At 63.8% G+C, this 16441-nt stretch carries 16 protein-coding genes; 6 read left to right on the forward strand and 10 right to left on the reverse strand.

All coding sequences use genetic code 11. The annotated features are described in order from the left end of the window. Window positions 1-19: 19 nt before the first annotated feature. The 6 genes from ACQY6T_RS14725 (at window position 20) to mmsB (ending at window position 4763) form a co-directional block, all read left to right on the forward strand. Window positions 20-322, forward strand: a complete 303-nt coding sequence (locus ACQY6T_RS14725; protein WP_428631907.1) for an I78 family peptidase inhibitor — start codon at window positions 20-22, stop codon at window positions 320-322. Next, window positions 315-719, forward strand: a complete 405-nt coding sequence (locus ACQY6T_RS14730) for a RidA family protein (protein ID WP_428631910.1) — start codon at window positions 315-317, stop codon at window positions 717-719. The genes ACQY6T_RS14725 and ACQY6T_RS14730 overlap by 8 nt, the downstream gene beginning before the upstream one ends. Next, a complete protein-coding gene (locus tag ACQY6T_RS14735; protein WP_428631912.1) occupies window positions 716-1861 on the forward strand; it encodes an acyl-CoA dehydrogenase family protein in 1146 nt (381 codons plus the stop codon). The genes ACQY6T_RS14730 and ACQY6T_RS14735 overlap by 4 nt, the downstream gene beginning before the upstream one ends. Next, complete coding sequence (locus ACQY6T_RS14740) at window positions 1858-2904, forward strand: enoyl-CoA hydratase/isomerase family protein (protein ID WP_428631914.1); 1047 nt, start codon at window positions 1858-1860, stop codon at window positions 2902-2904. Before ACQY6T_RS14735 ends, ACQY6T_RS14740 begins: the two co-directional genes overlap by 4 nt. Window positions 2905-3019: 115 nt before the next feature. Further along, window positions 3020-3802, forward strand: a complete 783-nt coding sequence (locus ACQY6T_RS14745; protein WP_428631916.1) for an enoyl-CoA hydratase-related protein — start codon at window positions 3020-3022, stop codon at window positions 3800-3802. 46 nt (window positions 3803-3848) lie between these two features. Further along, window positions 3849-4763, forward strand: a complete 915-nt coding sequence (gene mmsB, locus ACQY6T_RS14750; protein ID WP_428632672.1) for a 3-hydroxyisobutyrate dehydrogenase — start codon at window positions 3849-3851, stop codon at window positions 4761-4763. 106 nt (window positions 4764-4869) lie between these two features. Here mmsB and ACQY6T_RS14755 read toward each other — a convergent pair whose 3' ends face one another. From ACQY6T_RS14755 to ACQY6T_RS14800, 10 genes are all read right to left on the reverse strand, one after another. Continuing rightward, a complete protein-coding gene (locus ACQY6T_RS14755; protein ID WP_428631918.1) occupies window positions 4870-5103 on the reverse strand; it encodes a hypothetical protein in 234 nt (77 codons plus the stop codon). Window positions 5104-5247: 144 nt separating this feature from the next. Beyond that, window positions 5248-7281 (reverse strand): 3-hydroxyacyl-CoA dehydrogenase NAD-binding domain-containing protein, encoded by a 2034-nt coding sequence (locus tag ACQY6T_RS14760; RefSeq protein ID WP_428631921.1) that lies wholly within the window; start codon window positions 7279-7281, stop codon window positions 5248-5250. Between the two features lie 136 nt (window positions 7282-7417). After that, window positions 7418-8620, reverse strand: coding sequence for a serine hydrolase domain-containing protein (locus ACQY6T_RS14765; protein WP_428631923.1), 1203 nt, complete (start codon window positions 8618-8620; stop codon window positions 7418-7420). 153 nt (window positions 8621-8773) lie between these two features. Further along, window positions 8774-9577 carry an SDR family NAD(P)-dependent oxidoreductase gene (locus ACQY6T_RS14770; protein ID WP_428632674.1) on the reverse strand — a complete coding sequence of 268 codons (804 nt, stop codon included), beginning with the start codon at window positions 9575-9577 and terminating at the stop codon, window positions 8774-8776. Then, window positions 9577-10353: an SDR family NAD(P)-dependent oxidoreductase gene (locus ACQY6T_RS14775; RefSeq protein WP_428631926.1), complete on the reverse strand. Its 777-nt coding sequence runs from the start codon at window positions 10351-10353 to the stop codon at window positions 9577-9579. Before ACQY6T_RS14775 ends, ACQY6T_RS14770 begins: the two co-directional genes overlap by 1 nt. Then, entirely contained in the window at window positions 10350-11426 is a 1077-nt protein-coding gene (locus ACQY6T_RS14780; RefSeq protein WP_428631928.1) for a phosphotransferase family protein, read from the reverse strand. The genes ACQY6T_RS14775 and ACQY6T_RS14780 overlap by 4 nt, the downstream gene beginning before the upstream one ends. Continuing rightward, entirely contained in the window at window positions 11423-12514 is a 1092-nt protein-coding gene (locus tag ACQY6T_RS14785; protein WP_428631929.1) for a Zn-dependent alcohol dehydrogenase, read from the reverse strand. Before ACQY6T_RS14785 ends, ACQY6T_RS14780 begins: the two co-directional genes overlap by 4 nt. 151 nt (window positions 12515-12665) lie before the next feature. Then, the gene (locus tag ACQY6T_RS14790) at window positions 12666-13955 is read right to left on the reverse strand and encodes an acyl-CoA dehydrogenase family protein (RefSeq protein WP_428631931.1); all 1290 of its coding nucleotides are present in this window, start codon (window positions 13953-13955) and stop codon (window positions 12666-12668) included. Between the two features lie 112 nt (window positions 13956-14067). After that, window positions 14068-15528 (reverse strand): MFS transporter, encoded by a 1461-nt coding sequence (locus tag ACQY6T_RS14795; protein WP_428631934.1) that lies wholly within the window; start codon window positions 15526-15528, stop codon window positions 14068-14070. Continuing rightward, window positions 15525-16382, reverse strand: a complete 858-nt coding sequence (locus ACQY6T_RS14800; protein WP_428632675.1) for an SDR family NAD(P)-dependent oxidoreductase — start codon at window positions 16380-16382, stop codon at window positions 15525-15527. Before ACQY6T_RS14800 ends, ACQY6T_RS14795 begins: the two co-directional genes overlap by 4 nt. Between the last annotated feature and the right edge of the window lie 59 nt (window positions 16383-16441).

Here is a 16441-nt window from a genome sequence, read left to right on the forward strand (position 1 = left end):
TTTGAAAGGGACATTCACGATGGACATTCGCCTGTTAGCCATTGCCGCCGTGCTGCCGCTCGCCGCGTGTACGCAGGAGCGGCCGCCCGTCGAATCGACTCCGATGCCGCCTGTCGAGGGCGCGTGTAATGCCGGCAGTGTGCAATCGCTGATCGGCCAGACTGCCACCGCTGAAGTCGGCGGCCAGCTGATCAAGGGCAGCGGCGCGACGACGTTGCGCTGGGTGCCGCCGCGCACCGCGGTCACCATGGATTTCCGTCCCGACCGGCTGACCGTCTCCTACGACGACGCGCTCAAGATCGACCGGATCAGCTGTGGCTGACACCCGTCGCCGCAACTATGGCTCTGCATCCCCGTTCGAACCGATTTACGGCTATAGCCGCGCGGTTCGGGTGGGCGACCGCATCGACGTCGCGGGCTGTGCGCCGATCGAGGCCGACGGGTCTTCGACGCCTGGCAATGCCGGGGTGCAGGCAGCGCGCTGTATCACGATCATCGGCGACGCGCTGACCGCGCTTGGCGGCAGTTTTGCCGACGTCGTGCGCACCCGCATGTACATCACCGACCCCGCCGACGCGGACCTCGTCGGCCGAGCCCATGGCGCGATATTCGGGGATATTCGTCCGGCATCGACGATGCTTGTCATCCCGGCGCTGATCCGCCCCGAGTGGAAGGTCGAAATCGAGGCCGAAGCCATTCTTATCGAGAAAACCGCATGACCGACCAATTCCAGCTTAACGAAGACCAGCTCGCCATTCAGGATATGGCGCGCAAATTCACGGCCGATGCGATCACGCCGCACGCCGCGGAATGGGATGAAAAGCACATCTTCCCGCGCGAAACGATCAAGGCAGCCGCCGATCTCGGCTTTGCGGCGATCTATGTGTCCGAGGAATCGGGCGGCATCGGGCTCGGACGGCTCGAATCGGCGCTGATCATGGAAGCCATGGCCTATGGCTGCCCCGCGACCAGCAGCTTTATATCGATCCACAATATGGCAAGCTGGATGATCGACGCGTTTGGCGGTGCCGAGGTCAAGGCGAAGTTCCTGCCCGGCCTGGTGACGATGGACAAGATTGCGAGCTATTGCCTGACCGAGCCCGGCAGCGGGTCGGACGCCGCGGCGCTCAAGACCACGGCGACGCTCGAAGGTGACCATTATGTCGTCAACGGCACCAAACAGTTCATCTCGGGCGCCGGGGTCAACGACATCTATGTCACCATGGTTCGCACCGGCGGACCCGGACCCAAGGGCATTTCCTGTCTCGTCATCGACAAGGAGATGGAGGGGGTCAGCTTTGGTGCCAAGGAGCGCAAGCTCGGCTGGAACGCCTCGCCGACCGCGGCGGTGATCTTCGACAACGTCAAAGTGCCGGTCGAAAACCGCGTTGGCGCCGAGGGCGACGGCTTCCGCTTTGCGATGGCGGGACTCGATGGCGGGCGGCTGAACATCGGCGCTTGCTCGCTGGGCGGCGCGCAGCGCTGTCTGGACGAGGCAATCGCCTATACCAAGGAACGGCAGCAGTTCGGCCAGCCGATCGCCGATTTTCAGAACACCCAGTTCATGCTCGCCGACATGGCGACCGACCTCGAAGCGGCACGCGCTTTGCTCTATATGGCGGCGGCCAAGGTCACCGCGAACGCCCCCGATAAGTCACGCTTCTCGGCGATGGCGAAACGGCTGGCGACCGACAATGGCAGCAAGATCGTCAACGACGCGCTGCAATTGTTCGGCGGCTACGGCTATTTGAAGGATTATCCGATCGAGCGTTTCTGGCGCGACCTGCGCGTCCATTCGATCCTTGAGGGCACCAACCAGGTGATGCGGATGATCATCGGAAGGGACCTGCTGCGCCAATGACCGACGATGTGCTGATCAGCGTCGACGGCCGCTCCGGCCATCTTTCGCTCAATCGCCCCAAGGCGATCCACGCGCTCAACCTCGCGATGTGCGAAGCGATGATCGACGCACTGCTCAAATGGCGCGATGACGACGCCATCGAAGCGGTGATCATCGACCATAGCGAGGGCCGCGGCTTCTGCGCCGGCGGCGACATCCGCATGCTCGCGGAAAGCGGCGCGAAGGACGGGAAGGAGGCGCGCGCCTTCTTCCACACCGAATATCGCCTCAACCATCTGCTCTTCACTTACCCCAAGTCCATCGTCGCCTTCATGGACGGCATCACGATGGGCGGCGGGGTCGGCATTTCGCAGCCGGCGAAATATCGCGTCGCGACCGAACACACCCGCTTCGCGATGCCCGAAACCGGGATCGGCCTGTTTCCCGATGTCGGCGGCGGCTGGTATCTGCCGCGTCTCGAAGGCCGCGTCGGGGTGTTTCTCGCGCTCACCGGGGCGCGGCTCGACGGGGCGGATTGCCTCGCGCTCGGCCTCGCGACCCATTATCTGCCGTCCGAAAATCTTGCCGAGGCCAAGGCGCGCATCGCCGCGCATCCCGATCGTATCGGCGGCATATTGGGCGAGCTGTCGGTCACCGCGCCGCCCGCCGCGATCACGCATCAGATCGACAAGATCAACCGGCTGTTCGCCAGCGATACCTATGAGGAAATCCTTGCCGCGCTCGAGGCCGATGGCGGCGAATGGGCGACAAAGGAACTTGGCGTGCTGCACGGCAAATCGCCGCAGACGTGCAAGGTCGCGCTGCGCCAGCTGATGGAAGGCGGCGCCATGCACGACTTCGCGGCGCAGATGACCCAGGAATATGCGATCGGCAGCCGCGTCGTGCAGATGCACGACTTCCTCGAAGGCGTGCGCGCGCTGATCGTTGACAAGGACAACAGCCCGAAATGGGATCCGCCGACGCCCGAAGCCGTCACCGACGACTGGATCGACGCGATCTTTGCGCCGCTGCCGGACGATGAAAAATGGACCCCGATCAGCTGACAACCGCCCACCCAACTTTGTCACCCCGGACTTGATCCGGGGTCCCGCTTCTTCACCGTCGTAAAGCGGGATGCCGGATCAAGTCCGGCATGACGATAATCCGGAGATTGCTCGAATGACCTACGAAACCCTCCTTGTCGAACAGCGTGGCGCCGTCACGCTGGTGACGCTCAACCGTCCGCAGGCGCTCAACGCGCTGAACTCGCAGGTGCTCGACGACTTGATCGCGGCGTTCGCGGCGTATGAAGCCGACCCCGGCCAGCGCTGCGCCGTCCTGACCGGGTCGGGCGACAAGGCGTTTGCTGCCGGCGCCGACATCAAGGAAATGGCCGATAAGCCCGCGTCCGATTTCTACCTCGAGGATTTCTTCTCGAAATGGACGAGCGATTTCGTGAAAAAGATCCGCAAACCGTGGATCGCCGCGGTCAATGGCTTCGCGCTCGGCGGCGGCTGCGAACTCGCGATGATGGCCGATTTCATCATCGCCAGTGAAAAGGCGAAATTCGGTCAGCCCGAAATCAAGCTCGGCGTGGCGCCCGGCATGGGCGGGTCGCAGCGGCTGACCCGCGCGGTCGGCAAGGCAAAGGCGATGGAGATGTGCCTGACCGGCCGCATGATGGACGGCGCCGAGGCCGAACGCTCGGGCCTCGTCGCGCGCGTTGTCGCGCATGAAAATCTGGTCGACGAAGCAGTGAAGACCGCGACCGTCATCGCCGCGATGCCGCCGATGGCCGCGATGGTGAACAAGGACATGGTCAACGCGGCGTATGAAACGACGCTCGACCAGGGGCTGATCTACGAACGCCGCCTGTTCCAGATCCTCGCCGCGACCGAGGACAAGGCCGAAGGCATGGCCGCCTTCATCGAAAAGCGCGAAGGCGTGTGGAAGGGGCGTTGAGCCAAGCGTCATCCCAGCGAAAGCTGGGATCGGTGGCGTCCTGACGATAGCGGCCCCAGCTTTCGCTGGGGCGACGGAGAGAAACATGAAAATCGCATTTATCGGACTCGGCAATATGGGCGGCGGCATGGCTGCGAATCTGGCCAAGGGCGGGCACGACGTGCGCGCCTTCGACCTTAGCGAAGAGGCGCTGGCGCGCGCGGTCGAGGCGGGCTGTTCGCGCGCGGCATCCGCCGCCGAAGCGGTCGCGGGCGCCGAGGCCGTCGTGACGATGCTCCCTGCGGGCAAGCATGTCGCGTCGGTCTATGAAGCCGATGTCTTTCCGAACGCCGCGGCGGGCACGCTGCTGCTCGATTGCTCGACGATCGACGTCGCGACCGCACGTTCGAACATCGCGGCGGCAACCGCAGCCGGTCTCGTCGCGGTCGATGCGCCGGTGTCGGGCGGCATCGCTGCCGCTAATGCCGGTACGCTCACATTCATGGTCGGCGGCACCGATGACGGTTTCGCCCGCGCGCAGCCGATCCTCGCCCAAATGGGCAAGGCGGTGATCCACGCCGGCGACGCCGGCGCAGGGCAGGCGGCAAAGATCTGCAACAACATGCTACTCGGCGCGTCGATGGTCGCGACGTGCGAAAGCCTCGCGCTCGCGCTCAAGCTCGGGCTCGATCCGCAGAAATTCTTCGACATCGCCAGCGTGTCGTCGGGGCAATGCTGGTCGCTGACCAGCTACGCGCCGCTTCCCGGCGTCGGGCCGACAACCCCCGCCGACAATGACTATAAGGGCGGGTTCGCCGCGGCGCTGATGCTCAAGGATCTGCGCCTCGCGATGGAGGCCGCGGCAAGCGTCGATGCGGCGGTCCCGATCAGCAGTCACGCGCGCGATCTATACGAAGCGTTCGTCGCGGCGGACAAGGATGGGCGCGACTTTTCGGCGATCATCCAGACCTTGCAGGGCTGACAAACGCTCTCATTCCATTTGTGCCGAGCGAAGTCGAGACACCCACCGGGGCAGCGCAAGATCGAGAGGCACCTCGACGCCGCTCGATGCTAACGGAATTTCGGGGTCAGTAAAAGTCCGCGGTCTCGCCACCATCGTTCCGCTCGGTGCGATGCAATTGCGTTGGCGCGCGGCGGTCACCGGTCCGCACTTCGATCCGTCCCTCGACCCGGCGCACTTCGGCGGGCGCCAATATCCGCGCCCGTGCGATGCCGACGGCGCTTGCCGGCGGCGCCGCGGTGGGCGGCGTCGATGGCGCGGCGGCAAGGAACAGGATGGCGAGCAACGACATGCGGATCATGGTCCGCCTTAACGGCAGCCGTTACCACGTCTTTAACCATCAATTTCCCAGATGATGTAAAGCTGCCGACGGCACGGGCGCAAAAGAAAGGCCGCCTGCCCCGCGCTGGGACAAGCGGCCTCCTGTTCGTAAGCTGAAGGGGGCTTAGAAGCCCGACTTTGTCTCGGCCTTTTCCTTGAGCAGCGGCGCGACGGCAAAGCCGTGCTTTTCCAGCGCCGCGACGATCTTGTCGGTGCCTTCCAGCCCCGCCCAGAACATCGGACCGCCGCGATAGACCGGCCAGCCATAGCCATAGATCCACACGACATCGATGTCCGATGCGCGCTGCGCCTTGCCTTCGCTAAGGATCAGCGCGCCTTCATTGACCATCGGGTACAGCGTGCGCTCGATGATCTCCTGGTCGCTGATCTCGCGCTTCGCCTTGTTCGACCGCGAACGGAAATCCTCGATGATGTCGGCGGTTTCGGCGCTCGGGCTCGGATTGCGCTTTTCGTCATAGTCGTAAAAGCCCTTGCCGGTCTTCTGCCCCCAGCGCCCAGCGGCGGCGAGCGCGTCGCGGATGCTTTCGATCCGCGTCGGGTCGCGGTGCCAGCCGATGTCGACGCCCGCCAGATCGCTCATCTGGAACGGCCCCATCGGCATGCCGAATTCGACATGGACCTTGTCGATCTGTTGCGGCGTCGCGCCTTCCATCAACAAATTCATCGCCTCGACCTGACGCGGCTTCAGCATCCGGTTGCCGATAAAGCCGTCGCACACGCCCGCGACCACCGCGACCTTGCCGATCGTCTTGCCGATCTTCATCGCGGTCGCCAGCGCATCGGGCGCGGTCTTGTCGCCGCGCACGACTTCGAGCAGCTTCATGACGTTGGCGGGCGAGAAGAAATGCATGCCGAGCACGTCGCCGGGGCGGCTCGTCGCGGTCGCGATTTCGTCGACGTCGAGGTAACTGGTGTTCGACGCCAGGATCGCACCGGGCTTGGCGATTTTGTCGAGCTTCGCGAAAATCTCTTTCTTGACGTCCATATTCTCATAGACCGCCTCGATGATCAGGTCGCAGTCGGCGAGGTCTTCCAGGTTCAGCGTCGGGGTCAAAATGCCCATCATTTGCTCGACCTGCTCGGGCTTGAAGCGGCCCTTGGCGGCCGAAGCTTCGTAATTCTTGCGGATCACGCCGGTGCCGCGGTCGAGCGCGTCCTGCTGCATCTCGGCGATCGTGACGGGGATGCCCTTCTGCAGAAAGTTCATCGAAATCCCGCCGCCCATCGTGCCGGCGCCGATGACGCCGACTTTCTTGATGTCGCGCAGCTGGGTGTCCTTGGGCAGGCCGTCGATCTTGGCGGCCTGACGCTCGGCAAAAAAGATGTGACGCTGCGCCGCCGACTGGCTGCCGAACATCAGTTTCATGAACTGCTCGCGTTCGAACGTCAGCCCCTCTTCGAAGGGCAGGCGCGTCGCCGCCTCGACGCAGGCGAGGTTGGCATAGGGCGCCTCGAACCCGCGCCAGCGCTTGGCGTTGGCGGTCTTCAGCTGTTCGATCACCGCGACGTCGCCGAACACCGGGCGTTCGCGCGTCGGGCGCGGGCCGTCGGCGATCTTCGCGCGCGCAAAGGCGATCGCATCGGCGGCGAGACTGTCCTCACCCGCGAGCTCGTCGACAAGGCCGAGTTCCTTCGCCTTGGCGGCGGGGATCGGATCGCCGGTCGAGGTCATCGTCGCGGCGGCTTCGACCCCGACGACGCGCGGCAGGCGCTGCGTGCCGCCTGCACCGGGCAGCAGGCCGAGCTTCACTTCGGGCACGCCGAGCTTCGCCGAGGGCACCGCGATGCGGTAATGGCAGACGAGCGCGGTCTCCAGACCGCCGCCGAGCGCGGTTCCGTGGATCGCCGCAACGACCGGCTTCGACGCCGCCTCGATGCTGTTGAGCACCGCGTTGAAATCGGGGCCGCGCGGGGGCTTGCCGAATTCGCTGATGTCGGCGCCCGCGATAAAGGTCGCGCCGGCGCAGCGCAGCACGATCGCCTTGACGCTCTCGTCGGACAGCGCGGTGGCGAAATGATCTTCGAGCCCCTGGCGGACGTGCCAGCTCAGCGCGTTGACCGGCGGGTTGTTGACGATGATGACGGCGACGTCGCCGTCCTTCTCCAGCGTGACGCTGACGGGGGTTTCTTCAGACATTTCAAGCTCCTTCAATCCCAAACCCGTTCGTGTCGAGCGAAGTCGAGACACCGTGAAGGCATGCGCCAACGATGGGCATCTCGACTTCGCTCGATGCGAACGGGAAACGGGTTTTCATTGCAATAAGGGTTTCATTTCAGTCATCGATCGCGGCGTGGACCAATGTCTTGACCTCGCGCCGCACGGGATAGGTGGAAGAGGGCATCAGCTGGGTCATGAAGACCATGCAGATTTGTTCGACCGGATCGACGAAGAATCCGGTCGAGAACATGCCGCCCCAATAATAGTCGCCGACCGAGCCGGGGGTCATCGTCTGTGCCGGGCTTTCGTTCACGGCGAAGCCGAGCCCGAAGCCGACCCCGGCATTTTCGGCCTCGGAAAAGATACCGACGCTATGCTGGACAAGGTCGCCGCCGCCAACGAGATGGTTCGCGGTCATCAGTGCAAGGGTCTTGCGGCTGATGATACGGGTGCCATCGAGTACGCCGCCGCCGAGCAGCATCAGGCAGAAACGGTGATAGTCGGCGAGGGTCGAAACAAGCCCGCCGCCGCCCGAATGGAAGCTGCGGTCCTTGGCCCAGCGGCTCTTCGCGCCGCCGTCGAAGGGCTTCATCTTCGCCTGCGGGTCGAACATATAGCAGTCGGTCAGCCGGTGCTGCTGCTCGGCAGGCACCTTGAACCCCGTGTCGACCATGCCGAGCGGGCCGAAGATGCGGTCCTGCAACACCTGTGCAAAGGGCTTGCCCTCGATCCGTTCTATCACTGCGCCGAGCACGTCGGTCGCCATCGAATAATTCCAGTGCGCGCCGGGGTCGAACTGCAGCGGGATTTTCGCCAGATCGGCGATGAAGCTGTCCATCGTGTAATCGGCATCGAAATCGTCGATCCGCGCCTTGCGATAGGCGGCGTCGACGGGGGTGCGCTCCTGGAAACCATAGGTCAGCCCCGCAGTGTGGCGCAGCAGGTCGACCATACGGACCGGCTGTGTCGGCGGGCGCGTCAGGAAGGGGACATTGCCGCCGCCCGCGACGAAGACGCCGGTGTCCTTGAACTCGGGGCAGAACTTTATCAGCGGATCGGACAGCGCGACCTTGCCTTCCTCGACCAGCATCATGAAGGCGATGCTGGTGATCGGCTTGGTCATGCTCGCTATACGGAAGATTGCATCCTCTTTCAGCGCCTCGCCCGGCCGCGCCTCGCCGACGCATGACAGATGCGCAATCTCGCCACGCCGCGACACCAAAGTCGCGGCATGCGGCAGCCGGCCGGTGCCGACATATTTGGCCTCGAGAAAAGCCGGGATGCGGTCCAGCCGCGCCGTATTGAAACCCTGAGTCATGGCATTCCTTTTGACTGTGACGGCTTCGGGTCTTCCCTTCCTTCCCGTTCGTGTCGAGCGAAGTCGAGACACCCCGAAGCCGCGCGCGACTGATAGGCATCTCGACTTCGCTCGATGCGAACGGAGAAAGGGAGGCGGATCAAACCCATCATTTCAATGCGAGGTCTGGCCAAGCAACTGGCGCGTCACCGGATGCGAACTGGTGAGCCCGCCGTCAACCGCGATCGCCTGCCCGTTGACATAGCTCGCCTGATCGCTGGCGAGGAACAGCGCCACATTGGCGAGCTCTTCGGGCTGCGCGGCGCGGCGAAGCGGGTTGAGCTGGCCCAGCTTGTGCGTGACCTCCTTGGCCTTGGCATAATCGAAAGTCGGCTTGGTCATACCGGTTTCGGTCAGGCCGGGGCACACCGCGTTGACGCGCACGCCGCTGGTCGACAGCTGCTGCGCTGCGGTCTTGGCGAGGTTGATGACCCCCGCCTTCGACGCCGAATAAGCGCCCGGACCTGCGCCCGAATTGAGCCCCGCGACGCTCGCGGTCAGCACGATCGCGCCGCCGCGGCCCTGATCGACCATCGCTTTGCCGGCGTGCTTCACCATCAGCGCCGGGCCAATCAGATTGACACGCAAAGTCTCGGCCCAGGCGATCGGGTCGAAGTCGAAGATGCCGCCCATGTCGCCGATGATCCCGGCGTTGGCGAAGGCGATATCGAGCGCGCCATAAGTGTCTTTCGCGGTCGCGACGAGCTTTGCGACGTCGGCCTCGACGCCGGCATCGATTTCCAACCCGACGGCCTCGCCGCCAGCATTCTTCACCAGCTGCGCTGTCTCATGCACCGCCGCCGTTTTGTCGCCGAGCACCAGCCTGGCCCCCTCGGCGGCGAAGCGCAGCGCGCTTGCGCGGCCGATGCCCGAACCGGCACCTGTGATAATTGCGATCTTGCCGTCCAATGCGCCCATCATGCGCCTCCTGAAATCGTGGCGCCGCCATCGCATACGATGGTCTGGCCGGTGGTAAATGCGCCTGCGCGGCTCGCGAGAAAGACCGCGGCACCCGCAATCTCGTGTGGCTCGCCGATGCGCTTGAGCGTCGAGGCGGCGGTCGATCGTTTCAGATTTTCGGGATTTTCCCACAAGGCGCGCGCCATGTCGGTGCGCACCAGCCCCGGCGCGATACAATTGACCCGCACCCCGCTCGGCCCGAATTCGACCGCGAAATTGCGCGCGACCTGCATGTCGGCGGCCTTCGAAATGCCATAGGCACCGATGATCGGGGATCCCTTGAGCCCGCCGATCGAGCTGATGATGGTAATCGATCCTTCGCCGCGTTCGAGCATCTCGGGCGCGACCATAGAAATCAGCCAGTGGTTCGACAGGATATTATTGTCCATGATCTTGCGGAACTGGTCGTCGCTGATCCCGAGCCCGGGGCCATAATAGGGGTTGGACGCGGCGTTGCAGACGAGCGCGGTGATCTTGCCGAAGACGCGGCGCGTCTCGTCCACGAGGTTCTGAAGGTCATCCTTCGACGAGATATTGGCGGCGACTGCGATCGCAGTGCCCTCGCCGAACTTCGCGTTGATTTCGGCTGCGGTGGCGTCGCAGGCATCCTGCTTGCGGCTCGAAATCACGACCTTGGCGCCCTGCTCGGCCATCGCCTCGGCGGTCGCCTTGCCGATGCCGCGCGACGATCCGGTGATCAGCGCGACCTGGCCGGTCATGTCGAACAGGCTCATGCCCCGGCCTTTCGTGCAAAGTCCCACGCCTTTTCGGCGAGCGGGCGGACGCGTTCGGACATGTCCTTCGCATGCTGCGACGAGGCGGTGCCTTCGATCACGCGCTTCTTGATGCCCTGGATGATCCCGGCGAGGCGGAAGAAATTATAGGCGAAATACCAGTTCATGTCGGGCACCCCGTCACGCCCGGTGGCGGCGCAATAACGCTCGACCATCGCATCGAGCTCGGGAATGCCGAGCGCTTGGCGATCGAGGTCCATCACCCCCGAACGCCCGCCATTCTCGGTCACCCACGCCATCGCGACATAGGTGAAATCGGCGAGCGGATCGCCCAGCGTGGACAGCTCCCAGTCGAGCACCGCGAGCACTTCGGGCCGGTCCTTGGCAAAGATCATATTGTCGATGCGGTAATCGCCATGGACGACGCTGGTGCGCGTCTGTTCGGGCAGGCTCGCGGGAAGGAACGCGATCAGCTGTTCCATCTCGTCCATCGTTTCGGTCTCGGCAAGGCGATATTGCTTGGTCCAGCGATCGACCTGGCGGCCGAAATAATTGCCGGGTTTGCCGAAATCGGACAGGCCCGCGGCCTCGACGTCAACCGCGTGCAGCGCGGCGAGCGTGTCGATCATCGCTTCATAGGTCGCGCGGCGGTTTTCGGGGGTCGATCCCGGCATCGCGCCGTCCCAGATCGTGTGACCGTCGACCATCCCCATCACGTAAAACCAGCTGCCAGTGACGCTGTCGTCGGTGCACAGGCCATATTGACGCGCGACCGGATAACCCATTTTATGCAGACCCGACTGCACTTTATATTCGCGGTCGACGGCATGGGCGGAGGGCAACAGGGGGCCATAAGGTTTGCGGCGGAGGACATAATTGCCCGAAGGTGCGCTGATCTTGTAGGTCGGGTTCGACTGCCCGCCAGCGAATTTATGCTGGGTCAGCGGCCCTTCAAAACCCTCGACATTCGCCTCCATCCACGCGGTCAGCTTGGCCTCGTCAAGCACATCGGCGCCTTCGGGGGCGACCGTGCCGCTAAAGGCTTTTTGGGCATCCATCGGCGGCGTGCTCATTGGTCGAAAACGATCACCGACCGCGCGGCATCGCCCTTCTTCATCTTGTCGAACCCGTCGTTGATCGCCTCGAGCGGGATCGTTTCGGCGACGATGCTGTCGAGGTCGAGCAGCCCGCGCAGGTAGAAATCGACGAGCCGCGGGATGTCGACCGGGAAACGGTTGCCGCCCATGATCGCGCCCTGCAATTTCTTGCCGCTGAGCAGGTCCATCGCCGACAGGCCGACCTTCTCGGTCAGCGGCATCATGCCCAGGATCGTCGCGGTACCACCGCGGCGCAGCGACGCGACCGCGAGCGCCGCCGAGGCCGGACGCCCGACGGCTTCGATCGCATGATCGACCCCGCCCTTGGTCATCTCGACGATCTGCTTCGCGGCGCCATCGGCCATGGCATCGATAACGTCGGTCGCGCCCAGCTTCATCGCCAGTGCGCGTTTTTCGGGCATCGGATCAGCGGCGATGATGCGCCCCGCGCCCGCGATCTTCGCGGCGTTGATTGTCGCGAGGCCAACCCCGCCGCAACCGACGACCACGACCGTCTCGCCCGGGGTCACCTTGCACGCGTTGAAGATTGTCCCCGCACCGGTCGTCACCGCGCAGCCGATGACAGCCGCGCGGTCGAGCGGCATGGCGGGGTCGATCGCGACGCAGGCATGCTCGTGGACGAGCATCGTTTCGGCAAAGGCCGACAGGTTGAGCATCTGGTTGACCAGGCTGCCATCGGGGCGCGTGATCCGCGGCGCCGAACCGACCGGGCGCCGCGTATCGCCGCCCATGCACAGCGACATGCGCCCGCTGACGCAAAATTCGCAATGACCGCAGAACGCCGACAAGCAGGTCACGACCGCATCGCCGACCTTGACCGTGCGCACCTCGCTGCCGACCGCCTCGACGATGCCCGCGGCTTCATGGCCGGGAATAGCCGGAAGAGGATGCGGATAGGCGCCGTCGATGAAATGCAAATCCGAATGGCACAGCCCGCACGCCGCGGTGCGGATGCGCACCTCGTGCGGGCCGCAATCGGCGATCTGCACCGTCTCGATGACGAGCGGCTTGCCGGGCTCGATCAGAATCGCGGCTTTGGTCATGTGAAGTGCAACCTTTCCCAATTATATCGGGCGAAGCCCGCTTGGCCATTCGCGTCATTGCGAACGGAGCGAAGCAATCTCCAGCTTGGATTATGGCGCAAGGCCGATGGCTGGAGATTGCTTCGTCGCTTCGCTTCTCGCAATGACGATATTAACGCGAAACGCCGATGTCGCCCGACGAAAAGCCCGGCTCGGCCGCTTCGCTATGCTTGGCAAACTCGATGCGGGCAATGGCGCGTTCATGCACTTCGTCGGGACCGTCGGCGAGGCGCAGGGTGCGCTGATGCGCATAGGCTTTCGCCAGTCCGAAATCTTCGGACACGCCGCCGCCGCCATGCGCCTGGATCGCGTCGTCGATGATCTTCAGCGCCATGTTCGGCGCCTGCACCTTGATCATCGCGATTTCGGCCGCAGCCGATTTGTTGCCGACCTTGTCCATCATGTCGGCGGCTTTCAGGCACAGTAGCCGCGTCATTTCGATGTCGATGCGCGCCCGGGCGATGCGATGTTCCCAGATGCTGTACTCGGCGACCTTCTTGCCGAATGCGACGCGTGACTGGAGGCGCTTCGCCATCTTGGCGATCGCTTCCTCGGCAACGCCGATCGTGCGCATGCAGTGATGGATGCGGCCCGGGCCAAGGCGCCCCTGCGCGATCTCGAAGCCGCGGCCCTCGCCCAGCAGCATCGCTTCCTCGGCGTTAACGCGAACGTCCTTCAGCTCGATTTCCATATGGCCGTGCGGCGCATCGTCATACCCAAAGACGGGCAGGTGTCGCAGGATGTTTACACCGGGCGCATTCAGCGGCATCAGCACCATCGACTGCTGGGCGTGGCGCTTGGCGGCAAAATCGGTCTTGCCCATCACGATCGCGACTTCGCAGCGCGGATCGCCCGCGCCCGACGACCACCATTTCGTGCCGTTGATGATATAGTCGTCACCGTCACGCTCGATGCGGGTTTCGATGTTGGTCGCGTCGGACGAGGCGACCGCGGGCTCGGTCATCAGAAAGGCCGAGCGGATCTGGCCGTTCATCAGCCGTTTGAGATATTTTTCCTTCTGCGCCGCGGTGCCGTAACGGTGGAACACTTCCATATTGCCGGTGTCGGGCGCCGAGCAGTTGAACACTTCGCTGGCGAAACCGACGCGGCCCATTTCCTCGGCGCACAGCGCATATTCGAGGTTGGTCAGCCCGGGGCCTTCGAATTCGATCGTCTCGTCGACATGATGATGCGCGGCCGACTTGGGCGGCATGAACAGGTTCCAGATGCCGGCGTCCTTCGCCTCGGCCTTCAGATCCTCGACGATCTGGATGACCTTCCAGCGGTCGCCGGTCTTGTCCTGTTTGTCGTAGGTCGGGACGGCGGGGCGCACCTTGCGATCGATGAAATCACGAACGCGGTCGCGCCAATAGACCTGCCGGTCGGTGAGGTCGAAATCCATGTCTAGCATCCTTCCCTTTACGTTCACGTAAGCCTTTGGACCGATTCGTCCTGATTTGCCAACCCCTGCGGGCCGATTATTACCCCATTCCGTCGCGGGCTGATATTTTCCGCTACGGATGCAGCCCGCTCGCATCGGGCTCGGCGCGTGCCGCATCATCGAGCAGTGCTAGTCGCGCTTCGTGATCGGCGCGCGAGATCGGAAATTTCCGCATCACGATCAGGCCGAGCACACCGATGATAAGGATGGCGAGCGCGTAGCCGAGCGCAAGATTGCCAAGGATCGCGTCGCTGACCTGCCCTGGTTTGGCGGACGCCGGAAAGGCCGCAAAGGACAGGATCAGCCCTGCGGCAAAAATGCCGATGCCGGTCGCGCATTTCTGCATGAAGAAATACCCCGCGAAGAACAGACCTTCGGACCGGCGCCCGGTCTCGCTCTGCGACGCCTCGACGACATCGGCCATCATCGAAGACGACAGGATCATCAGGACGATCGAAAAGCTGTTGGAGATGAACACCAGCGCAAACATCGTCGCGACGCTGGGTTTGCCGGGCAGGCCGGGGAACACGCCCTCGATCCACGCGAAATAGATGCCGCTGTTGACCAGCAGCGCAATTGCGCCCGCCACGATCGCCCCGTCGCGCTTGCCGAGCTTTGCCGACAAGGGCGCGACGATCACGAAGGCGGCGATCATCGAAGCGAACAGCAGGAACACATAAGCGACCATCTCGCCCTGCGTGAACTGCCAGAAAAAGCCGAGCAGATAATTGTTCATCGAAAAGGTGATGCCCTGATTGACGAAGCCGAACAGCGCCGCAAAAATCAGCCACAGAAAAGCGCGGTTCGACAGCGTGTCGCGCATCTCGCGCAAGATCTGCCGCAGCGTCATCACCGGCTTCACGTCGGCGAGGTTCGACACCGCGATTCGTTTATGCTGTCCCGCGGCCGATATCACCACCGCGCCCGCCATCATCAGCGCGCCGGCGAGCGCGTAGGGGAAATAGCCGGCAGGATCGACGAGCCCCTTCGCGCCGCCGAAAAACACACCATACGCCAGCAGCAGGATGAGCAGTCCGCCGCCCCAGCCGAACAGAAAGCGATAGCGCATGACCGCGGTGCGCTCGTCATAATCGCCAGTGAGTTCGGGGACGATCGCGACCGACGGTACCTCGCACATCGACACCAACGACCGCACGATGATCGCAAAGCCGATCAACCAGGCGACGGTCATCGTGTCGCTCATCGCGGGCGGGCTCCACAGCAGCATCCACGCGATCGCGAGCGGGATCGGCGCGCCATAAAGCCACGGCAGGCGGCGACCCCAGCGGCTGCGCGTGCGATCGGTGAGTTCGCCGATCACCGGATCGACGAACGCGTCGGCGATCAGCGCGACCATGATCGCGGCGCCGACGATCCCGGCGTCGAGCCCGATCACCTGATTGTAGAATAGCAGCAGAAAGGTCGAAAAGCCGTTGTCTTTGACGCCATAGGCGATGCTGCCGAGCCCGTGCACCGCCTTCAGCCAGACAGGCAGGCGTTTGGGCGCCGGAACCGTGGCGGTGGCTGTGCTCACGCCGCCGCTCCGGCCTTGGCACCCTCCTCCATCGCGACCAGCGCGTCGAATATCCCCGGCGCTTCGGGGTCCCAAGCATGACGCTGGCCGATTGTCAGCCCGCCATCGACCAGCATATGGGTACCGGTCATGAACGAGCTATCTTCGCTCGCCAGATAGGCGACGGCGTTGGCGATATCCTCGGGCTGACCGCCGCGCGCGACCGGCTGTGCGGCCTCGCTCACCCCCGCGATGATCGCTTTCGCCATCTCCTTGCTTTCGTCGGGGACGTCGAGCGAGGCGGTGAAAATATTGGTATTGATGAACCCCGGGCAGATCGCGTTGACGCGGATACCATAACGCGCAAGGTCGGTCGCCGCGACCTTGGACAGGTGGAGTACGCCCGCTTTCGCGACCGCATAGGCGGTCGGCGAATAGCCCGCGCCGAGCGCGGCAACGCTCGCAGTGTTGATGATCGACGCGCCTTTGCGGCCCTTCATGTGCGGGCTCGCATAGCGGATTCCCATCGCGACCGATTTCAGCACGAGGTCCATCGTATGGTCCCAGCCTTCGGGGGTAATCTCATCGATCGGCGCACGGTCGCCGCCCGCGGCGGCGTTGTTGAACAGAATGTCGATGCCGCCGCCCTTCGCCGCCGCTTCGTTCATCAATCTTTCGATGTCGGATGGCTGGGTGACATCGCAGCGGATGAAATCGATCTGGCCGTTCGACGCGGCAGCGAGCGCCTGTCCGCCCACTTCGTCGATGTCGGCAGCAAAGACGTGCGCCCCTTCGCCGGCAAGCTTCAAAACCGCGGCTTTGCCGATTCCCGACGCAGCTCCGGTGACGACGGCAATCTTGCCTGCGAATCGCATACCCATTCTCCCGTTTTCTTTTGCCACTTAGCTTAGGGGGCAAAGGCGACGCGTCAACG

The organism is Sphingopyxis sp. (assembly GCF_965279725.1).
Classification (GTDB): domain Bacteria; phylum Pseudomonadota; class Alphaproteobacteria; order Sphingomonadales; family Sphingomonadaceae; genus Sphingopyxis.